This window comes from Nocardia sp. IFM 10818, assembly GCF_054655275.1.
The window spans coordinates 5,561,467-5,578,372 of record NZ_BAAHJH010000001.1 but is presented as its reverse complement, the minus strand read 5'-3'; the positions used below and the strand labels follow the sequence as shown (position 1 = coordinate 5,578,372).

22 protein-coding genes are annotated in these 16,906 nt (G+C 68.3%); 13 read left to right on the top strand and 9 right to left on the bottom strand.

Annotated elements, in window-relative coordinates:
• Positions 1 to 188: 188 nt before the first annotated feature.
• The 5 genes from ACYQ5L_RS25970 (at position 189) to hisH (ending at position 4,782) form a co-directional block, all read left to right on the top strand.
• Positions 189 to 911, top strand: a complete 723-nt coding sequence (locus ACYQ5L_RS25970; protein WP_459960897.1) for a DsbA family protein — start codon at positions 189 to 191, stop codon at positions 909 to 911.
• Positions 912 to 1,050: 139 nt separating this feature from the next.
• A complete protein-coding gene (gene hisD / locus ACYQ5L_RS25965) occupies positions 1,051 to 2,388 on the top strand; it encodes a histidinol dehydrogenase (RefSeq protein WP_459960896.1) in 1,338 nt (445 codons plus the stop codon).
• A 5-nt stretch (positions 2,389 to 2,393) separates the two neighbouring features.
• Positions 2,394 to 3,515 (top strand): histidinol-phosphate transaminase, encoded by a 1,122-nt coding sequence (locus ACYQ5L_RS25960; protein WP_459960895.1) that lies wholly within the window; start codon positions 2,394 to 2,396, stop codon positions 3,513 to 3,515.
• On the top strand, positions 3,512 to 4,144 hold the full coding sequence (gene hisB / locus ACYQ5L_RS25955) for an imidazoleglycerol-phosphate dehydratase HisB (RefSeq protein ID WP_459960894.1): 633 nt from the start codon (positions 3,512 to 3,514) through the stop codon (positions 4,142 to 4,144). Before ACYQ5L_RS25960 ends, hisB begins: the two co-directional genes overlap by 4 nt.
• The gene (hisH, locus tag ACYQ5L_RS25950; protein ID WP_459960893.1) at positions 4,141 to 4,782 is read left to right on the top strand and encodes an imidazole glycerol phosphate synthase subunit HisH; all 642 of its coding nucleotides are present in this window, start codon (positions 4,141 to 4,143) and stop codon (positions 4,780 to 4,782) included. The genes hisB and hisH overlap by 4 nt, the downstream gene beginning before the upstream one ends.
• 17 nt (positions 4,783 to 4,799) lie before the next feature.
• Here the strand turns inward: hisH and ACYQ5L_RS25945 are convergent, their stop codons facing one another.
• Together ACYQ5L_RS25945 and ACYQ5L_RS25940 are read right to left on the bottom strand one after the other, a co-directional pair.
• Positions 4,800 to 5,114, bottom strand: a complete 315-nt coding sequence (locus tag ACYQ5L_RS25945) for a hypothetical protein (protein ID WP_379205150.1) — start codon at positions 5,112 to 5,114, stop codon at positions 4,800 to 4,802.
• Positions 5,107 to 5,322 (bottom strand): hypothetical protein, encoded by a 216-nt coding sequence (locus ACYQ5L_RS25940; protein ID WP_459960892.1) that lies wholly within the window; start codon positions 5,320 to 5,322, stop codon positions 5,107 to 5,109. Before ACYQ5L_RS25940 ends, ACYQ5L_RS25945 begins: the two co-directional genes overlap by 8 nt.
• Positions 5,323 to 5,390: 68 nt before the next feature.
• Between ACYQ5L_RS25940 and ACYQ5L_RS25935 the strand changes: the two genes are divergently transcribed.
• Positions 5,391 to 5,840 carry a MarR family winged helix-turn-helix transcriptional regulator gene (locus ACYQ5L_RS25935; RefSeq protein WP_459960891.1) on the top strand — a complete coding sequence of 150 codons (450 nt, stop codon included), beginning with the start codon at positions 5,391 to 5,393 and terminating at the stop codon, positions 5,838 to 5,840.
• Here ACYQ5L_RS25935 and ACYQ5L_RS25930 read toward each other — a convergent pair.
• From ACYQ5L_RS25930 to ACYQ5L_RS25920, 3 genes are all read right to left on the bottom strand, one after another.
• Entirely contained in the window at positions 5,760 to 6,662 is a 903-nt protein-coding gene (locus ACYQ5L_RS25930) for a cytochrome c biogenesis CcdA family protein (protein ID WP_459960890.1), read from the bottom strand. The genes ACYQ5L_RS25935 and ACYQ5L_RS25930 overlap by 81 nt on opposite strands.
• Positions 6,662 to 7,441 (bottom strand): DsbA family protein, encoded by a 780-nt coding sequence (locus ACYQ5L_RS25925; protein ID WP_459960889.1) that lies wholly within the window; start codon positions 7,439 to 7,441, stop codon positions 6,662 to 6,664. The genes ACYQ5L_RS25930 and ACYQ5L_RS25925 overlap by 1 nt, the downstream gene beginning before the upstream one ends.
• A gap of 115 nt (positions 7,442 to 7,556) precedes the next feature.
• Positions 7,557 to 7,928: a hypothetical protein gene (locus ACYQ5L_RS25920; protein ID WP_459960888.1), complete on the bottom strand. Its 372-nt coding sequence runs from the start codon at positions 7,926 to 7,928 to the stop codon at positions 7,557 to 7,559.
• Positions 7,929 to 8,118: 190 nt separating this feature from the next.
• On the opposite strand from ACYQ5L_RS25920, the gene priA reads away from it, so the two are divergent.
• From priA to hisI, 4 genes are read left to right on the top strand one after another with little or no spacing between them, the layout of a single operon-like run.
• Positions 8,119 to 8,850 (top strand): bifunctional 1-(5-phosphoribosyl)-5-((5-phosphoribosylamino)methylideneamino)imidazole-4-carboxamide isomerase/phosphoribosylanthranilate isomerase PriA, encoded by a 732-nt coding sequence (gene priA / locus ACYQ5L_RS25915; protein ID WP_459960887.1) that lies wholly within the window; start codon positions 8,119 to 8,121, stop codon positions 8,848 to 8,850.
• A 5-nt stretch (positions 8,851 to 8,855) separates the two neighbouring features.
• Complete coding sequence (locus tag ACYQ5L_RS25910; RefSeq protein WP_459960886.1) at positions 8,856 to 9,674, top strand: inositol monophosphatase family protein; 819 nt, start codon at positions 8,856 to 8,858, stop codon at positions 9,672 to 9,674.
• Positions 9,671 to 10,444 (top strand): imidazole glycerol phosphate synthase subunit HisF, encoded by a 774-nt coding sequence (gene hisF, locus ACYQ5L_RS25905; protein ID WP_459960885.1) that lies wholly within the window; start codon positions 9,671 to 9,673, stop codon positions 10,442 to 10,444. Before ACYQ5L_RS25910 ends, hisF begins: the two co-directional genes overlap by 4 nt.
• Positions 10,441 to 10,809 (top strand): phosphoribosyl-AMP cyclohydrolase, encoded by a 369-nt coding sequence (gene hisI, locus ACYQ5L_RS25900; RefSeq protein ID WP_459960884.1) that lies wholly within the window; start codon positions 10,441 to 10,443, stop codon positions 10,807 to 10,809. Before hisF ends, hisI begins: the two co-directional genes overlap by 4 nt.
• Before the next feature lie 27 nt (positions 10,810 to 10,836).
• On the opposite strand, the gene ACYQ5L_RS25895 is transcribed toward hisI, so the two are convergent.
• The 4 genes from ACYQ5L_RS25895 to ACYQ5L_RS25880 form a co-directional block, all read right to left on the bottom strand.
• Positions 10,837 to 11,292: a MarR family winged helix-turn-helix transcriptional regulator gene (locus ACYQ5L_RS25895; RefSeq protein ID WP_459963541.1), complete on the bottom strand. Its 456-nt coding sequence runs from the start codon at positions 11,290 to 11,292 to the stop codon at positions 10,837 to 10,839.
• Positions 11,293 to 11,518: 226 nt separating this feature from the next.
• Positions 11,519 to 12,133 carry a permease gene (locus tag ACYQ5L_RS25890; RefSeq protein ID WP_459963540.1) on the bottom strand — a complete coding sequence of 205 codons (615 nt, stop codon included), beginning with the start codon at positions 12,131 to 12,133 and terminating at the stop codon, positions 11,519 to 11,521.
• 51 nt (positions 12,134 to 12,184) lie between these two features.
• Positions 12,185 to 12,643, bottom strand: a complete 459-nt coding sequence (locus ACYQ5L_RS25885; protein ID WP_459960883.1) for a peroxiredoxin — start codon at positions 12,641 to 12,643, stop codon at positions 12,185 to 12,187.
• Positions 12,644 to 12,898: 255 nt separating this feature from the next.
• Complete coding sequence (locus ACYQ5L_RS25880; protein ID WP_459960882.1) at positions 12,899 to 13,111, bottom strand: hypothetical protein; 213 nt, start codon at positions 13,109 to 13,111, stop codon at positions 12,899 to 12,901.
• A 268-nt stretch (positions 13,112 to 13,379) separates the two neighbouring features.
• Between ACYQ5L_RS25880 and ACYQ5L_RS25875 the strand changes: the two genes are divergently transcribed.
• The 3 genes from ACYQ5L_RS25875 (at position 13,380) to trpC (ending at position 16,899) form a co-directional block, all read left to right on the top strand.
• Positions 13,380 to 14,924, top strand: coding sequence for an anthranilate synthase component I (locus tag ACYQ5L_RS25875; RefSeq protein ID WP_459960881.1), 1,545 nt, complete (start codon positions 13,380 to 13,382; stop codon positions 14,922 to 14,924).
• A gap of 62 nt (positions 14,925 to 14,986) precedes the next feature.
• Positions 14,987 to 15,931, top strand: coding sequence for a TIGR02234 family membrane protein (locus tag ACYQ5L_RS25870; RefSeq protein WP_459960880.1), 945 nt, complete (start codon positions 14,987 to 14,989; stop codon positions 15,929 to 15,931).
• 149 nt (positions 15,932 to 16,080) lie between these two features.
• Positions 16,081 to 16,899 (top strand): indole-3-glycerol phosphate synthase TrpC, encoded by an 819-nt coding sequence (gene trpC, locus ACYQ5L_RS25865; RefSeq protein ID WP_459960879.1) that lies wholly within the window; start codon positions 16,081 to 16,083, stop codon positions 16,897 to 16,899.
• Positions 16,900 to 16,906 lie beyond the last annotated feature (7 nt).

Genomic DNA, 16,906 nt, shown 5'->3' with positions numbered 1-16,906 from the left:
TGTGACCGGGGCTACAAACGGTTAGTATGTCCAGGTCAAAGCCCTCGAATGAGATGTCCGCTGCGGATAAGAGTTACGGCATTTTTATGGCGGGACGCCTTGACGGATTATCTCTCTGAGTTTCCTGATCAATGGTCCAGCAATTTGCTAGCTATCAAATAAGTTCACCGAAAGGAAGCGTGATCGCCGTGAGCAAGAACCGCAGCGGGCGCACGGTCGCGCGAGCGGCGCACCCGCGCCGATACTTCACTCCCTTCACGGTGGCCGCCGCCGTGCTGCTGATCGCCCTCATCGTGGTGATCGCGGCAAGCTTCCTCGCCGAGCATCGCGACAAGGAGCAGGCCGCGGCCGCGGTGGCCCCGCCCGCGGTCTTCACCGGTGACGGCAGGCTCCGTTTCGGCGATGCGCCGACGACCGTCACGGTCATCACCGACTTCCAATGCCCGGTGTGCCGCGAGTTCACCGCCACCACCGGCCCCATGCTCACCGACCTGGTGCGCTCCGGTGAGGCCGCCGTCGACTACGACACCGTAGCCGTGCTCGACCGCGCCTCCACCGACCGCTACTCCTCCCGGGCCGCCAATGCCGGCGTCTGCGTGGCCGTCGCGAACAAGGACGCCTGGCCCGGCTTCGAACAGCGGGTATTCGCGGCACAACCCGCCGAGGGCGGGCCCGGTCTCACCGACGACCGGCTGACCGCGCTCGCGGCCGAGGCGGGCGCGAGCGGCCCGGACGTGGCGGCCTGCATCACCTCGGACCGGTATGCCGGATTCGTCGAAGCCCACGGTCGCGACGCGATTGCCGCCGGTCTGACCCATGTCCCGGTGGTGCGGGTGGACGGGCAGAACGTCGAAAACCTCACCCCCGACGGTCTGCGCGCGGCCCTCGACCGCGCCCGGCAAGAGCGCTAGCCCGCGCCCGGCGGCGGCGCTAGCCCGCGCCGAGCGATAAGCGCTGGCGCCGACCCGATAGTCTGATAGCTGGTCGCAAGCAGTTTCGACTGCGCGCGCGACCGCTTCGATTCAGCACAGACAAGGACTGCACAGCGCTATGACCAGCCGCATCGAGCTCGCCCGCGTGGATCTGCGCGGACGGACGCCCACGACTGCCGAACTGCGCGCGGCACTGCCGCGCGGGGGCGTCGACGTGGACTCGGTGCTGCATCATGTGCGGCCGGTCGTGGAGGCCATCCGCGATCGGGGCGTCGCGGCGGCCATCGAATTCAGCGAGAAGTTCGACGGTGTGCGGCCGGTATCGGTGCGGGTGCCCGCGGCGGAACTGGAGAAGGCCCTCGCCGAACTCGATCCGCAGGTGCGGACCGCCCTCGAGGTCGCCATCGAGCGCACCCGCACGGTGCACGACGATCAGCGGCGCACCGACAAGACCACCCAGGTGGTGCCCGGCGGCACCGTCACCGAGCGGTGGGTTCCGGTCGAGCGGGTCGGGCTGTACGTGCCGGGCGGCAATGCCGTCTACCCGTCCAGCGTGGTCATGAATGTGGTTCCGGCCCAGGCCGCCGGCGTGGATTCGCTGGTGGTGGCCTCGCCGCCGCAGGCGCAGTTCGGCGGACTGCCGCACCCGACCATCCTGGCGGCCGCGCGGCTGCTGGGCGTCGAGGAGGTGTGGGCGGTCGGCGGTGCGCAGGCGGTCGCGCTGCTGTCCTACGGCGGCATCGACACCGACGGCGCGCGACTGGAACCGGTCGACATGATCACCGGGCCGGGCAATATCTATGTGACCGCAGCCAAGCGGCTGTGCCGCGGTCTGGTCGGCATCGACGCCGAGGCCGGGCCCACCGAGATCGCGATTCTGGCCGATGCCACCGCCGATCCGGGACACGTTGCCGCCGACCTCATTTCGCAAGCCGAGCACGACGTGCTGGCCGCGAGCGTGCTCGTCACCGACAGCGTGGCGCTGGCCGACGCGGTCGATGCCGCGCTGACCGCGCAGATGGCCGTGGTCAAGCATCACGACCGGGTCGCGGAAGCCTTGTCCGGCAAGCAGTCCGGCACCGTGCTCGTGGACGATATCGCGCAGGGCCTGCGCGTGGTGAACGCCTACGCCGCCGAGCACCTGGAGATCCAGACCGCGGACGCGGCCGCCGTCGCCGCCCGGGTGCGCAGTGCCGGAGCGGTTTTCGTGGGCGCCTGGTCGCCGGTGAGCCTCGGCGATTACTGCGCCGGCTCCAATCACGTGCTGCCCACCGCCGGATGCGCCCGGCACTCTTCGGGTTTGAGCGTGCAGACCTTCCTGCGCGGCATCCACGTCGTCGAGTACTCCGAGGACGCGCTGAAGGATGTGGCCGGGCACGTGGTGGCGCTGGCCAATGCCGAGGACCTGCCCGCGCACGGCCAGGCCGTGCAGGTGCGATTCGGAGAGCTGCGGTGAAAGCTGTGACTGCTCCCGGATCCGAGATCTCCCTCGACGATCTGCCGCTGCGGGACAATCTGCGCGGCAAGAGCCCGTACGGCGCACCGCAGCTGACGGTGCCGGTGCAGCTCAATACCAATGAGAACCCGCACCCGCCGAGTAAGGCGCTGGTCGACGACGTGGCCGAATCCGTGCGCGCGGCGGCCGCCGATCTGCACCGGTACCCGGACCGCGATGCGGTGGGGCTGCGCACCGATCTGGCCGCCTACCTGACCCGCCAGACCGGCGTCGCGGTGCAGGTGTCGAATGTATGGGCGGCCAACGGCTCCAATGAGATCCTGCAACAGCTGCTGCAGGCCTTCGGCGGACCCGGCCGCAGCGCACTGGGTTTCGTGCCGTCGTACTCGATGCACCCGATCATCTCCGAGGGCATCGACACCGAATGGATCGAGGCCAAGCGCAATGGCGACTTCTCCCTCGATATCGATTACGCCGTCGCGGCCATCGGCGAACGCCGCCCCGATGTGGTGTTCGTGACCAGCCCCAATAACCCGACGGGCCACAGCATTCCGCAGGAGGACCTGGTCCGGATCCTCGAGGCCGCTCCCGGCATCGTGGTGGTGGACGAGGCGTACGGCGAATTCTCCAGTGCCCCCAGCGCTCTGGCTTTGATCGACCGGTACCCGGCCAAGCTGGTGGTCACCCGCACCATGAGCAAGGCGTTCGCCTTCGCCGGCGGGCGGCTCGGTTATCTGGCGGCCGCGCCCGCCGTCATCGACGCCCTGCTGCTGGTGCGGCTGCCGTACCACCTGTCGGTGGTCACCCAGGCCGCCGCGCGGGCGGCCCTGCGGCACGCCGACGAAACCCTCGGCAGCGTGGCCGAATTGGCGGCGCAGCGTGATCGCGTCATGGCGGCGCTGCGGGAGATGGGCTACGAGGTCATCCCCTCCGACGCCAACTTCGTGCTCTTCGGCCGCTTCGCCGACGCGCCCGCCAGCTGGAAGCGCTACCTCGACGACGGCGTGCTCATTCGCGACGTCGGCATCCCGGGATATCTGCGCGCCACCATCGGCCTGGCCGCCGAGAACGACGAATTCCTGCGTGTCAGCGCGAAACTGGTCGCGACCGAACTGGCCGCCTCATGACAACGGAAGCGAATATGGACCGAATCGCCCGCGTCGAACGCACCACTCGCGAATCCAGCATCGTGGTGGAACTCAACCTGGACGGCACCGGTAAGACCGATATCTCCACCGGCGTCCCGTTCTACGACCATATGCTCACCGCGTTCGGCCAGCACGGCAGCTTCGATCTGACCGTCGCGGCCAAGGGCGATATCGAGATCGAGGCGCACCACACGGTCGAGGACACCGCCATCGTCCTCGGTCAGGCCCTCGCTCAGGCGCTCGGCGACAAGAAGGGCATTCGCCGCTTCGGCGATTCCTTCATCCCCATGGACGAAACCCTCGCCCAGGCCATTGTCGATGTCTCGGGGCGGCCGTACTGCGTGCACACCGGTGAACCGGAACACATGCTGCACACCGTGATTCCCAGCGTGGGCGGGGGCGCGTCGTACTCGACCGTGATCAACCGGCACGTGTTCGAGTCCATCGCGCTCAATGCCCGTATCGCGCTGCACGTGCGGGTCCTCTACGGCCGCGACCAGCACCACATCACCGAAGCCGAATTCAAAGCTGTCGCACGGGCTTTGCGCGCCGCCGTGGAATACGACCCGCGCGTGACCGGCATCCCCTCCACCAAGGGAACCCTATGAGCATCAAGAAGATCGCACTTCTCGACTACGGCTCCGGCAACCTGCACTCGGCAGAACGGGCCTTGGCGCGTACCGGCGCCGAGGTGACGGTCACCGCCGACCCCGAAATCGCTTTGAACGCGGACGGTCTCGTGGTGCCGGGCGTGGGCGCGTTCGCCGCCTGCATGTCGGGTCTGCTCGGCGTGCGGGGCGATCGCATTATCGGCAAGCGTCTCGCCGGCGGCCGTCCCGTCCTCGGCATCTGTGTGGGCATGCAGATCCTCTTCGAGCGCGGCGTCGAATTCGGCGTCGAAACCGAGGGCTGCGCCGAGTGGCCCGGCGTCGTCGAGCGTCTGGACGCGCCGGTGCTGCCGCACATGGGCTGGAATACGGTCAAGGCTCCGGAGGACAGCGTGCTGTTCGCCGGTATGGACGCCGACACCCGCTTCTACTTCGTCCATTCCTATGCCGCCCAGCACTGGGCCTGGAACGACGAGACCGCCAGCCATATCGCCCTGCCCAAGCTGACCTGGGCCGAACACGGCGTGCCTTTCCTGGCGGCGGTCGAGAACGGCCCGCTGTCGGCCACCCAGTTCCACCCGGAGAAGTCCGGCGACGCCGGCGCGCAGCTGCTGCGCAACTGGGTCGAATCGATCTGATCGGATTCGAGCGGGATTCAGAGGTCGAACCGCGCCCGCAGCGCGACCTTCAACTCCTCGAGCGAGGCCTCGGTCAGCCGGGCCTGCCGGGTAATGAAGTAATCCTTCGGCAGGGCGGCTATGTCGTGCACCGCGATGACATAGTCGCCCGGCAGCCGCACGGTGAGCAGTTCCAGCGAGGGCGGCACCTCCCGCGCCTCGCGCACCCGGGCGCACAGGATCGACGGCCGTAACCGGGCCACTGCGTCGGAGTCCACGATGACCACCGAGAACTGCATTCCGGCCACGGTGCGAATCCGCCAGATCTCGCCTTGCGCACCGGGATCAGTCATCGGACCGGAACAGCGCCCCCTCCGCGGCGAAGGTCATATCGGCCCCGCCCCGCTCCGCCTCGAAGGCGGCGAGTTTGCGCAGATCGTCCTCGAGCATTCGCTGCCGCACCGCCCGGGCAATGTATTCGCTCTGCTTACCTTCTCCGGCAACCTTCTTCAGCCGCACTGCGATCTCATCCGGCAGCAGTACGGTCACCTTCGTGGCCATGCGTACGATCGTACGGCCATAGCCACTGCCTCTCAATTGGTCCGGAGAGTCGGTTTAGAGTGCTTGTCGTGGACATCGTGCACGAGGGAGCATCCGGCCGGCTGCGGGCCCTGCCGACGCGGCTGGTCAATCAGGTCGCCCTGCTCGCCAATCGGGCGACCGAGCGGGCCCTGGCGGAGACCGGGTCGCGGCGGTATCACTATGCGCTGCTCGCGACGCTCGATGAGTTCGGGCCGGACAGCCAGGCGGAGCTGGGGCGGCGCACCGGTATCGACCGCAGCGATATGGTCGCGGCGGTCAACGATCTGACCGATCGCGGGTTCGTGACGCGCAGTCCCGATCCGGGTGATCGACGCCGGAATATCGTGAGCCTCACGCGTTCCGGCGCCGATCACCTGCGGGAGCTCGACGACCGGCTGGCCGTCGCGCAGGATGAGCTACTGGTCGGCTTTTCCGCCGCTGAGCGCGCCAACTTCATCCTCATGCTCAACCGAATCTTGGAGCGGCACAGTCGCTGAGCGGTCGGAGCGGAGCAGCCGCCAGGCCACGACCAGCAGGGCCGCCACGCCGAGCAGGAGCAGCACCGTCGTATCGGAGATGGCGTCGCCCAGGCGCATGACCTGGGTTTCCATATCGAATCCGGTTTCGGCGCTGACGGTTCCGGCAATGGCATTGCCGCCGTCGGAGAGCAGGAACAGGGCGCCGACGGCAATGAAGAACACGCCGGAGATCAGCGAGGTGGTGTGCAGGTGCAGGCGGCCGACCGTGAAGGAGCGGCCGCGCAGCCAGCGGCGGCGGCCCAGATCGAAACGGTCCCACAGGATCGCCATGACGAACAGCGGCATGGCCATGCCCAGGGCATAGACCGCGAGCAGCGAACCGCCGTGCACGGGTGAGGAACTCAGCGCCGCCACGGTGAGAATCGAGCCCAGGATCGGGCCGACGCAGAAGCCGGACAGGCCGTACACCATGCCCAGCAGGTAGACGGCCCCGGATTTCTCGGACCCGCTGTGCTTGGCCATGCCGCGCTGCGCGAAGCCGAAAGCGAAACCGCGGCCGAGGATCTGGAGCACGCCGAGCGCGATGATGGTCCAGCCGCCGATGGCGATCACCAGTTCCCGATGCCGGGTCAGCACGCCGCCGAGCAGCGATCCGGCCGCGCCGAGCGGGACCAGGGTGGTGCACAGGCCGAGATAGAACGCTCCGGTGCGGGAGATCAGCTTCCCGGTGGAGCCGAAGGAATAGGCGAAGAAGCTCGGCAGCAACAGTGCGCTGCACGGGCTGAGCAGTGCGAGCACACCGCCGAGAAACGCTGCCACATATCCGATTCCGGAGGTCATTACTGGCCCGCCTTGTCCTGCAACCCCGCCTCGATAACAGCCATCATCTGCTCGACCGGCCGCGCCCCCAGCACCGGCCGCCCATTGATCAGGAACGCCGGCGTGGAATTGACCCCGATGCCGATCGCCTCGTTGACATCGGCGCTCAGCGCCGCCTTGGCCGCATCGGAATTCAGATCCGCCCGGAACTTGGCCAGATCGGCCACGCCCGCCTGCCCCGCCCACTCGGTCACGCTGTCATCGGTGTAGGCCCCGGTGTTCTTCTTGGCGGGCGAATTGGCGAACAGCAGATCGTGCATCTCCCAGAACTTCCCCTGCTGCCCGGCCGCCCACGCGGCCCGCGCCGCCAGCTCCGATTCCGCCCCGAAGAACGCCGCATTCCGCCACTCGATCCGCAGCTGCCCGCTGTCGAGATACTTCTGCACCAACTGCGGCTCGGTGTGCTGCGCGAACTGCTTGCAGTACGGGCACTGGAAATCCGAGAACTCGATCATCACCACCGGCGCGTTCACCGCACCCCGCGCCATCGGATCCTTGGCATCCCGGCGCGCCAGCGCGGCCAGTTGCTGGAACATCGCGCTATCCCCGGACTGTGAGGTCTCCTTGCCGGCCTGCGCGCCGTCCTCGTCCTTCTTGCCCGCCATCTGCGAAATGGCCAGCACGAGCAGCACGACGGCCGCGAAAACCGCCAGCCCGCCCCCGATCTTGCGGAGGGGCAACCCGGTGGGAACCGGTGCGGCAGACGGCTTCCGGGTACGACGCTTCGAACGATCAGACATGAAAATGAGTGCTCCTGACTACACGCGCCCACTCCGCGGACGCGCGACCTGCGAATAAACGACATGCCGAACGCGATCCACCCGCCACCGGGCAAGGCGGTACCGCGTGGGTCGTCTAAATCCGCAAGACCGTAGTCAGATCCAACGGCGAAACCGGCGGCCCACTCGCGTCGATCGGCACGAACGCCCCGGACTCCCGGCATTCGCCGATCACCGACACCGGCGCATCGGGAATCGCCAGCGGCAGCCGAATATCCTCCCGATGCGGCGCTGCCGCCTGCACCGGCGCCGCCGGCTGCTCGGGCATCTTCCGGCAAGCCGGCGCCTGCCCAAGAAAAGCAACGTGCTCAGCGCCACCGGACACCGCGACAACGGGCGCGGCATCCGCCGCCACCACCTCCGGCCCCCGCGCACCGGCCGAAATCCCCACCCGATCCGCCAGCGTGCACACCGCGACCAGCCCCACAACCAACCCGATGATCGCCACCACAGCGCCCCCGAACAGCACCCCGCGGCGCTGCGAGGACGGCCGTCGGCGCGACCCGGATCGGAAATTCACGCCGCCGAGTGTACGGGACCTCCACTCCCATCCCGCCCGCTGAACCGCGGCATGGCGAGCCGCGGGATTCGCCCAGGCCGCTGACTGGGCATCGGTCGGCAACCACTACGATGCTTGCGTGAGTCTTGTGCTGCTACCTGCCGTCGATGTCGCCAATGGTGAGGCTGTTCGCCTCGTTCAGGGAGAGGCCGGCAGTGAGACCAGCTACGGGTCGCCGCGGGATGCGGCGCTGGCTTGGCAGAACGATGGGGCCGAGTGGGTGCATCTGGTGGATCTCGATGCCGCGTTCGGGAAGGGGTCCAATCGCGATCTGCTGGCGCAGGTCATCGGGGAACTCGATGTGAAGGTGGAGTTGTCCGGCGGGATTCGCGATGACGAGTCGTTGAAGGCGGCGCTGGCCACGGGGTGTGCGCGGGTGAATCTCGGGACCGCGGCCATCGAGGATCCGGAGTGGTGCCGCCGCGCGATCGGCGAATACGGGGATCGGATTGCCGTGGGCATGGATGTGAAGCTCATCGACGGGGAGTGGCGGCTGCGGGGGCGGGGCTGGGTCACCGACGGCGGTGATCTGTGGGAGACCCTGGAACGGCTGGAGCGGGACGGGTGCTCGCGCTACGTGGTCACCGACGTCACCAAGGACGGCACGCTGAGCGGGCCCAATCTGGATCTGCTGACCGAGGTCGCCAATGCCACCGACGCGCCGGTGATCGCCTCCGGCGGCGTCTCCACCCTCGACGATCTGCGCGCCATCGCGACGCTGGTCCCGGAGGGCGTGGAGGGCGCGATCGTCGGGAAGGCCCTGTACGCGGGCCGGTTCACCCTGCCCGAAGCTCTCGCAGCGGTGCGATAGCGCCGATGGCCGCCGAACTCGCCGAGCTGCTCGGTATCGCCAGCGGTCTGCTCGACGACGCCGCGCCACGATTCGTGGAGGGCATCGGTGCGCCGAGCGCGGTTCAGAAGGGGCGCAACGACTTCGCCACCGAACTGGACCTGGAACTCGAGCGCACCCTGTCGGCGCGGCTGCACGAGCGCACCGGATTCCCGGTGCACGGTGAGGAGTTCGGCGGGCCCCAGCTCGCCACCGGCACCGCCTGGGTGCTGGATCCCATCGACGGAACCTTCAATTACTCTGCGGGACATCTGCTTTCGGGAATGCTGCTGGCGCTGGTCCGGGACGGCGTGCCGGTGCTCGGCCTGACCTGGCTGCCGGGACTGAACCAGCGCTACGCCGCCGTCGCCGACGGCCCGCTGTATCTGAACGGGCAGCAGATGCGCCCGCTGGAGCGCGGCAAGCTGTCGGACTCCATGATCGGCTTCGGCTCGTTCAATATCGATGGCGCCGGCCGCATTCCGGGCATCTTCCGCTTCAACCTGCTGGGTGCGCTCAGCCGCCTGTCCGGCCGGGTTCGCATGCACGGCTCCACCGGAATCGACCTGGCGTTCACCGCATCCGGTGTCCTGGGCGGCGCGGTGGTGTTCGGCCACCACCCCTGGGACAATGCCGCGGGCGTGGCCCTGGTGCGCGCCGCCGGCGGCGTCGTCACCGATCTGCTGGGCCGGGACTGGACCATCGAATCCGGTTCGGTGCTGGCCGCCGCCCCCGGCGTGCACGAGGAACTACTGGACCTGATCAGCGAGACCGCCGATCACGTCCGAGGAGAGGTAGAGCAATGACATTGGCAGTGCGCGTGATCCCCTGTCTGGACGTCGACGCTGGCCGCGTGGTCAAGGGTGTCAACTTCGAGAACCTGCGCGATGCGGGCGATCCCGTGGAACTGGCCGCCGCCTACGACGCCCAGGGCGCCGACGAGCTCACCTTCCTCGACGTCACCGCCTCCACCGGCGACCGCGGCACCATGATCGACGTGGTCACCCGGACCGCCGAGCAGATCTTCATCCCGCTGACCGTCGGCGGCGGCGTCCGCACCGTCGAGGATGTGGACCGCCTGCTGCGCGCGGGCGCGGACAAGGTCTCGGTCAATACCGCCGCCATCGCCGATCCGGAGATCCTGCGCGCCATGTCGGAGCGCTTCGGCTCGCAGTGCATCGTGCTGTCGGTGGACGCCCGCACCGTTCCGGAAGGCTCCGCCCCCACCCCCTCGGGCTGGGAGGTCACCACGCACGGCGGCAAGCGCGGCACCGGCATCGACGCCGTCGAATGGGCCGTGCGCGGCGCGGAACTGGGCGTCGGCGAGATCCTGCTCAACTCCATGGACGCCGACGGCACCAAGGCCGGCTTCGACCTGCCCATGATCCGCGCCGTCCGGGCCGCCGTCTCCGTCCCCGTCATCGCCTCCGGCGGCGCGGGCAAGGTCGGCGATTTCGCCCCGGCCGTGCAGGCGGGCGCCGACGCCGTCCTCGCCGCCAGCGTCTTCCACTTCGGCGACCTCACCATCCCGCAGGTCAAGGACGCCATGCGCGACGAAGGTATCGTGGTCCGGTGAGTCTCGATCCCGCCATTGCCGCCCGCCTCAAGCGCAACTCCGACGGACTGTTCGCCGCCATCGCGCAGGAACGGGCGACCGGTGATGTGCTCATGATGGCGTGGATGGACGACGAGGCGCTGGCCCGCACGCTGGAAACCCGCAAGGGCACCTACTATTCGCGGTCGCGGCAGCAGTACTGGGTGAAGGGGGAGACCTCCGGGCACACGCAGTACGTGCACGAGGTGCGCCTGGACTGTGACGGTGACACCGTGCTGCTCATCGTGGATCAGGAAGGGGCGGCCTGCCATACGGGGACGCACACCTGCTTCGACACCGATGTGCTGCTGGCGCGGGGTGATCGGCTGCTCGGCGAAGAGGACTGAGCGGCAAGGCCTTTCGCGGCGGCGCGGTCAGCCGCCGTTGTCGACCTCGAGGTGGGTGACGGGCCGCCCGGAGCGGCCCAGGCCACGGCCCATGCCTTTTTCCAACTGCGCCACCAGGATTTCGCCGAGCTCGAGCAATTGTTTGGTTTGCTCCTTGTCCAGGCCGTCGAATACCAAGCCGTGCACGCATTCCAAATAGCCGGGGGAGGCCTCGGTGACCTTGCGGAATCCGGCGTCGGTGAGGACGGCCTGAGCGCCGCGGCGACCGGAAATGGATACGCGCTCGGCCCAGCCGAGGCGTTCCAGCTTGGAAACGACGTGCGACAGGCGCGATAGCGATGCATTTGCCTTTTGCGCAAGCTCACTCAGTTGCAACCGATGACCCGGTTCTTCGGACAGCAGAGTCATGACGAAGTATTCGAAATGGGTAATCCCGGACTCGCGTTGCAGCTGGGTGTCCAGGGCAGCGGGCAAGCGGGTCATCAGCGCTATGACGGTACGCCAAGCTCGCTGTTCGATGGGATTCAACCACTTGGTCACCGTGCCAGCCCTCTCGTAGCAGCCAAGTGACGAGTTGTGCCGGCCAGACCGGCAGCTAGCGGAGCATCAACGAAAAGTCACTTGCACGTCAAAGTTTGCCACGATTTCGCTCGTCCGTCACGGCGTTCTGGAATGACGTGACATCGATCACGCGTGTCGCGTGCGCGTATCAGTGCTCCCGGGTGCCGGGCGGCTCGGCGGGGGTTTCCGGCGACACGCGCTGCTTTTCCTGCTGCGCCCGCTGCTTGTCGGCACGATGTCGGCGAATCCGCCTGCGTACCAAGAGAAATGCCACCAACATGAACACCGCCGCGGCCACGATGACGCCCACCAGGGTGGCGCCGCGGAAGGCGGGCGCGTCGACATCGAGAATGCGCTCACCGGCGTGTGCGGCATTGGAGTTGCCCGCCACGATGGCCAGTGTCATCAAATTCGGAACGGCCGTAATGATGGCGAGCACCGCCGCCGCTCCCGCAATAAACGGACCGCCCCGTTTTCGCCAACTGAGCCCCGCGATCAACAACAAGAAAAGTGGCACCGCCGTACAAACAATGCCGATGATCAACCCGTACCAAATGCCCTTGGAGAAACTCCCGCTCACCATCTCGGCAATCCGCTGCGCCCACCATCGCGGAATGAACGCCGCGAGGATCAGATACGCCACCCACACCACCACCGCCAGCACCACCAGCGCGATGATCCGATTCCGCCACGTGACGAACGACGAACGCGAGCGCCCCGGCGCATCCCCGCTGGGCACAGTCTCCGAGCCAGGCGTAGTCATAGCCTCAGCGTATGCCCGCACCTCCAGCGCGCCGGGCAACGCCACTCCGGACTACCCGCGCGAGCGCAAGAACTCCAGCGCCTCATCGGCATGCACAGCGGCCCGCAACTCGCTGTTGATCACCTTCGCAATGGTCCGATCCGGGTCGATGACGAAGGTCGTCCGCTTGACCGGCGCAATCGCCGCCAGCAGCCCGCGCTTCACCCCGAACTCGGCAGCGACCTTCCCACCCACATCCGCCAACACCGGATACCCCAGCCCCTGCTTCTCCGCGAACCCGGCCTGCACCTCGACCGAATCGGTGCTGATCCCCACACAGCTCGCCCCGGCCGCCTTGAATTCACCTGCCAGATCCCGAAAATGACACGCCTCGGCAGTACACACCGGCGTATTCGCCGCCGGATAGAAGAACAGCACCACAGGCCCACCGGCCAGGAGAGACTCCAGCGAGCGCGTGGTGCCGGACTGATCGGAAAGCTCGAAGTTGGGAGCGAGCTGGCCTACCTTCATGAAACGCACCCTACGGTATGCGAGCCGACGGGCCGTGCGGGCGGAGCCAGGCGGTGAGGGAGCTAGGCGGGTAAGCGAACCCGGACGGGCGAGCGGACCCAGGCGGGCGAGCGGAGCCGATGGGGCGGGGCGGAGCCGACGGGTCGGGGGCCCATCCGGCGGAGCCTAAGGGGGTTTGGGGGCTTAGCCCCCAAACCCAATTCATTCGGGGGTCCGGGGGCAGCGCCCCCGAACCCCTCGGGGGAAAACCCGCCCTCAGACTCCGATGAGGGCGGCGACCTCCGGATTCTTGATCTCCATGACGTCGAGGATGCCGTGCGCGCGCAGGAACGGCTTGAGTTCCTTGATGCGGTCGGTGTGCTCGGCGTACTCGTCCGGGAAGTTGCGCGGGTCGAGCGCCTCGAGGGCCTTCACATAGGTGACGAACGAGGCGATAGCACTGTGCTTGCCGCTCTGCTGCTGGTTCATGTTCATCATCCGCGGCGGCTGACCGGGCAAGCCCTGGCCGACCTGCGGAGCTGCGTGCCGTGGGCCCTCCGGTGCGACCGGTTGCGAGGGGTACATCTGTGTTGAACTCCTCTCGTATGGGGGGAACCGCGTGCGACCTCTCCTTTTCTGCCGGAGCAGATTGCCGCGAGTGTAGTGATGACCGCATCGGGTATTCGCGGCCGGTCGGTCCGCGGCTGGGGCCAGGAGCGATTTAGATCCCGGTTGCCGGGCCTGGAATGATGGGTGAATGCACGGCGCCTCGAACGACACCACCACCTCCCGTGACCAGTTCCGGGAACTCGCGGCCGACCACCGGGTTGTCCCGGTGATTCGAAAGGTGTTGGCGGACTCGGAGACTCCGCTGTCGGCCTACCGCAAACTCGGCGCGGACCGGGCGGGAACCTTCCTGCTGGAGTCCGCGGAGAACGGGCGGTCGTGGTCGCGCTGGTCGTTCATCGGCGCCGGCAGCCCGACCGCGCTGAGCGTGGTCGACGGCGAAGCGGCCTGGCTCGGCCAGACCCCGGCCGACGCCCCCTCCGGCGGCGATCCGCTGGGCGCGCTGCGGGAAACCCTGCAGCTGCTGCGGACCGAGCGGCTGCCCGGCCTGCCCCCGCTGACCGGCGGCATGGTCGGCTACCTCGGCTATGACGCGGTGCGCCGCATGGAGCGCCTGCCCGCCCTCGCCGCCGACGACCTGCAGCTGCCGGAGATGGTCCTGCTGCTGGCCACCGACCTGGCCGCCTTCGACCACCACGAGGGCGCCATCACCCTCATCGCCAATGCGGTGAACTGGAACGGCACCGACGAGCGCGTCGACGAGGCCTACGACGACGCCGTGGCCCGCCTCGACCGTATGACCGAGGCCCTCGCCGCCCCCGCCGAATCCACCGTCTCGGTCTTCGACCGCCCCGAACCCGACTTCCGCCGCCAGCGCACCTCCGATGAATTCGGCGCGGGCGTGCGCCGCCTGGTCAAGGAGATCGAGGCGGGCGAGGCCTTCCAGGTGGTGCTCTCGCAGCGCTTCGAAATGGAGTACGGCGGCACCCCGATCGACCTCTACCGCATGCTGCGCGCCTCCAACCCGAGCCCGTACATGTACCTCATGCACATTCCGGACGGCGAGGGCGGCACCGCGTTCTCGATCGTCGGCTCCAGCCCGGAATCACTGGTCACGGTGAAGGACGGCGTGGCCACCACGCACCCCATCGCGGGCACCCGCTGGCGCGGCGCCACCGAGGAGGACGACCTGCTGCTCGAGAAGGGCCTCCTCGCCGACGAGAAGGAGAACGCCGAGCACCTCATGCTCGTCGACCTCGGCCGCAATGATCTGGGCCGCGTCTGCGAACCCGGCACGGTGCGCGTCACCGAGTACCGCCACATCGAGCGCTACTCCCACGTCATGCACCTGGTCTCCACCGTCTCCGGCCGCCTGGCCCCCGGCAAGGTCGCCCTCGACGCGGTGAACGCCTGCTTCCCGGCGGGCACCCTCTCCGGCGCCCCCAAGGTCCGCGCCATGGAACTCATCGAGGAACTCGAGCCCACCCGCCGCGGCATCTACGGCGGCGTGGTCGGCTACCTCGATTTCGCCGGCGACGCCGACACCGCCATCTGCATCCGCACCGCCCTGCTCAAGGACGGCACCGCCTACGTGCAAGCGGGCGCGGGAGTGGTCGCCGACTCCGATCCCGACTACGAGGACGTCGAATCGCGCAACAAGGCCATGGCGGTACTCAAAGCGATCGCCGCCGCCGAAACGGTGCGCGCCTACCGCCCGGGCGGCAATGGCCAATGAGCGACCCGGATATCGAGCCGGTCTCGGAAAAGTCTGCCGCCGACAGTGATTCGGATGGGGGCGTGAAGCCGCCACGGGCCGCGCGGGCAACGGAGACGTCCGCCGGGCCCGACCATTCCGGCGAGGCGGCTACCGCACAACCGGATTCGGGTCTCGAGCCGAGTGCTGATCCGGGACCCGGCCGGCCCGACGCGGCAGCCGATCCCGCGAGTGCCGATACCGCGGCAGCAGCCGGCGCGGCGGAGGCCGACCGGGCGGAAGCCGCTGCCGCGCGCCCAGCCGCGTCGGAGGCGGCGAAGGCGCGGGGTAGGCCGATCGGCGCGGTGGTGCTGCTGGCGATCGCGGCCGGGTTGTTGTGGGCGTCGTCGCGCATGACGTGGGTGAGTCTCGAGGTCGCCAGTGAGCTCGGGTCGCCGCGCACCGTCGATCTGGACGGCGGCACGTGGTTCGGGGCGCTGACGCCGCTGGCGCTCGCGCTGCTCGCCACCATTGCGGCCGTCTTCGCCGCTCGTGGCTGGCTACGACGGATGCTCGGCGTGGTGGTGGCGGTGCTGGCCGCTGTCGCCGCTGTGCCTGCGTACGCCCTTGTGCAGGGGGCCGGGAAGGCGGGTGAACGAGCCGCGCGGCTGGCCGAATTGCGCACCTGGGAGCATGCCGGGGAGGTTGACACCTCGACACTCCCCGCCGTGCTGACGTTGCTCGGTGCGGTAGCCGCCTTCACCGCCGGCGTGTTGCTGACGCGCATGCCCGCGGAGACCGCCCAGATGTCCGGAAAGTACGACAATCCGGTCTTCCGGAAGTCCGAGGCGGCCGAACAGGTTGCCGAACATCACGCGGTGAAACGGGCCGCGGAAGCCGGGTCACAGGACGCGCCACGAGAGCCCCTGTCCGGCCGTGTGCTCTGGGATGCCCTCGATGCCGGTGCGGATCCCACCGACGATGAAACCAATACCCCTGCCGCGCACGATGATCCAGATAGCGGGGAAGCGGGCCGCACAACCCGCTGAACAGGGGGTGAGACCGCAGTGGGTGCATCTTTCAACCCCGCCGTCAAGAGCGGGAACATAGCCATTTACTCTTTATCAGCATCGGTGAGACAGCGCCTGGGGGGATTCTCAGGCAGCAAGTCCGTCTCCCCAGAAAGGATTCGAGCCAGATGACGGTACTCGACTCGATTCTCGACGGGGTCCGCGCGGATGTGGCCGCTCGGGAAGCCCTCCTGGATTTCCAGGCCGTGAAGAAGGCTGCCGCAGCGGCGCCATCCCCGCGTGACGCCAAGGCCGCGTTGCACTCGGACGGTATCGGCGTCATCGCCGAGGTGAAGCGCGCCAGCCCGTCGAAGGGCTCCCTGGCCGACATCCCGGACCCGGCCGTACTGGCCCGCGCGTACGAGGACGGCGGCGCACGCATCATCAGCGTGCTGACCGAGGAGCGCCGCTTCAAGGGTTCGCTGGCCGACCTGGACGCGGTCCGCAAGGTCGTGGACATCCCGATCCTGCGCAAGGACTTCATTGTCGGCCCGTACCAGATCCACGAGGCCCGCGCCCACGGCGCGGATGTCATCCTGCTGATCGTGGCGGCCCTGGAGCAGGACCAGCTGTCCGCGCTCATCGACCGCACCGAATCGCTCGGCATGACCGCCCTGGTCGAGGTGCACACCGAGGAGGAGGCCGACCGCGCCCTCGAGGCCGGCGCCACCGTGATCGGCGTGAACGCCCGCAATCTCAAGACCCTCGAGGTGGATCGGGATGTGTTCTCCCGGATCGCCCCCGGTCTGCCCAGCGAAGTGATCCGCGTGGCCGAATCCGGCATTCGCGGCACCGCTGATCTGCTGGCCTACGCCGGTGCGGGCGCGGACGCCGTGCTCGTCGGCGAGGGCCTGGTGACCAGCGGCGACCCGCGCGCCGCGGTGGCCGAGCTGGTGACCGCCGGAACCCATCCGTCCTGCCCGAAGCCGGTCCGCCGGGGCCGGTGAAAGAAGC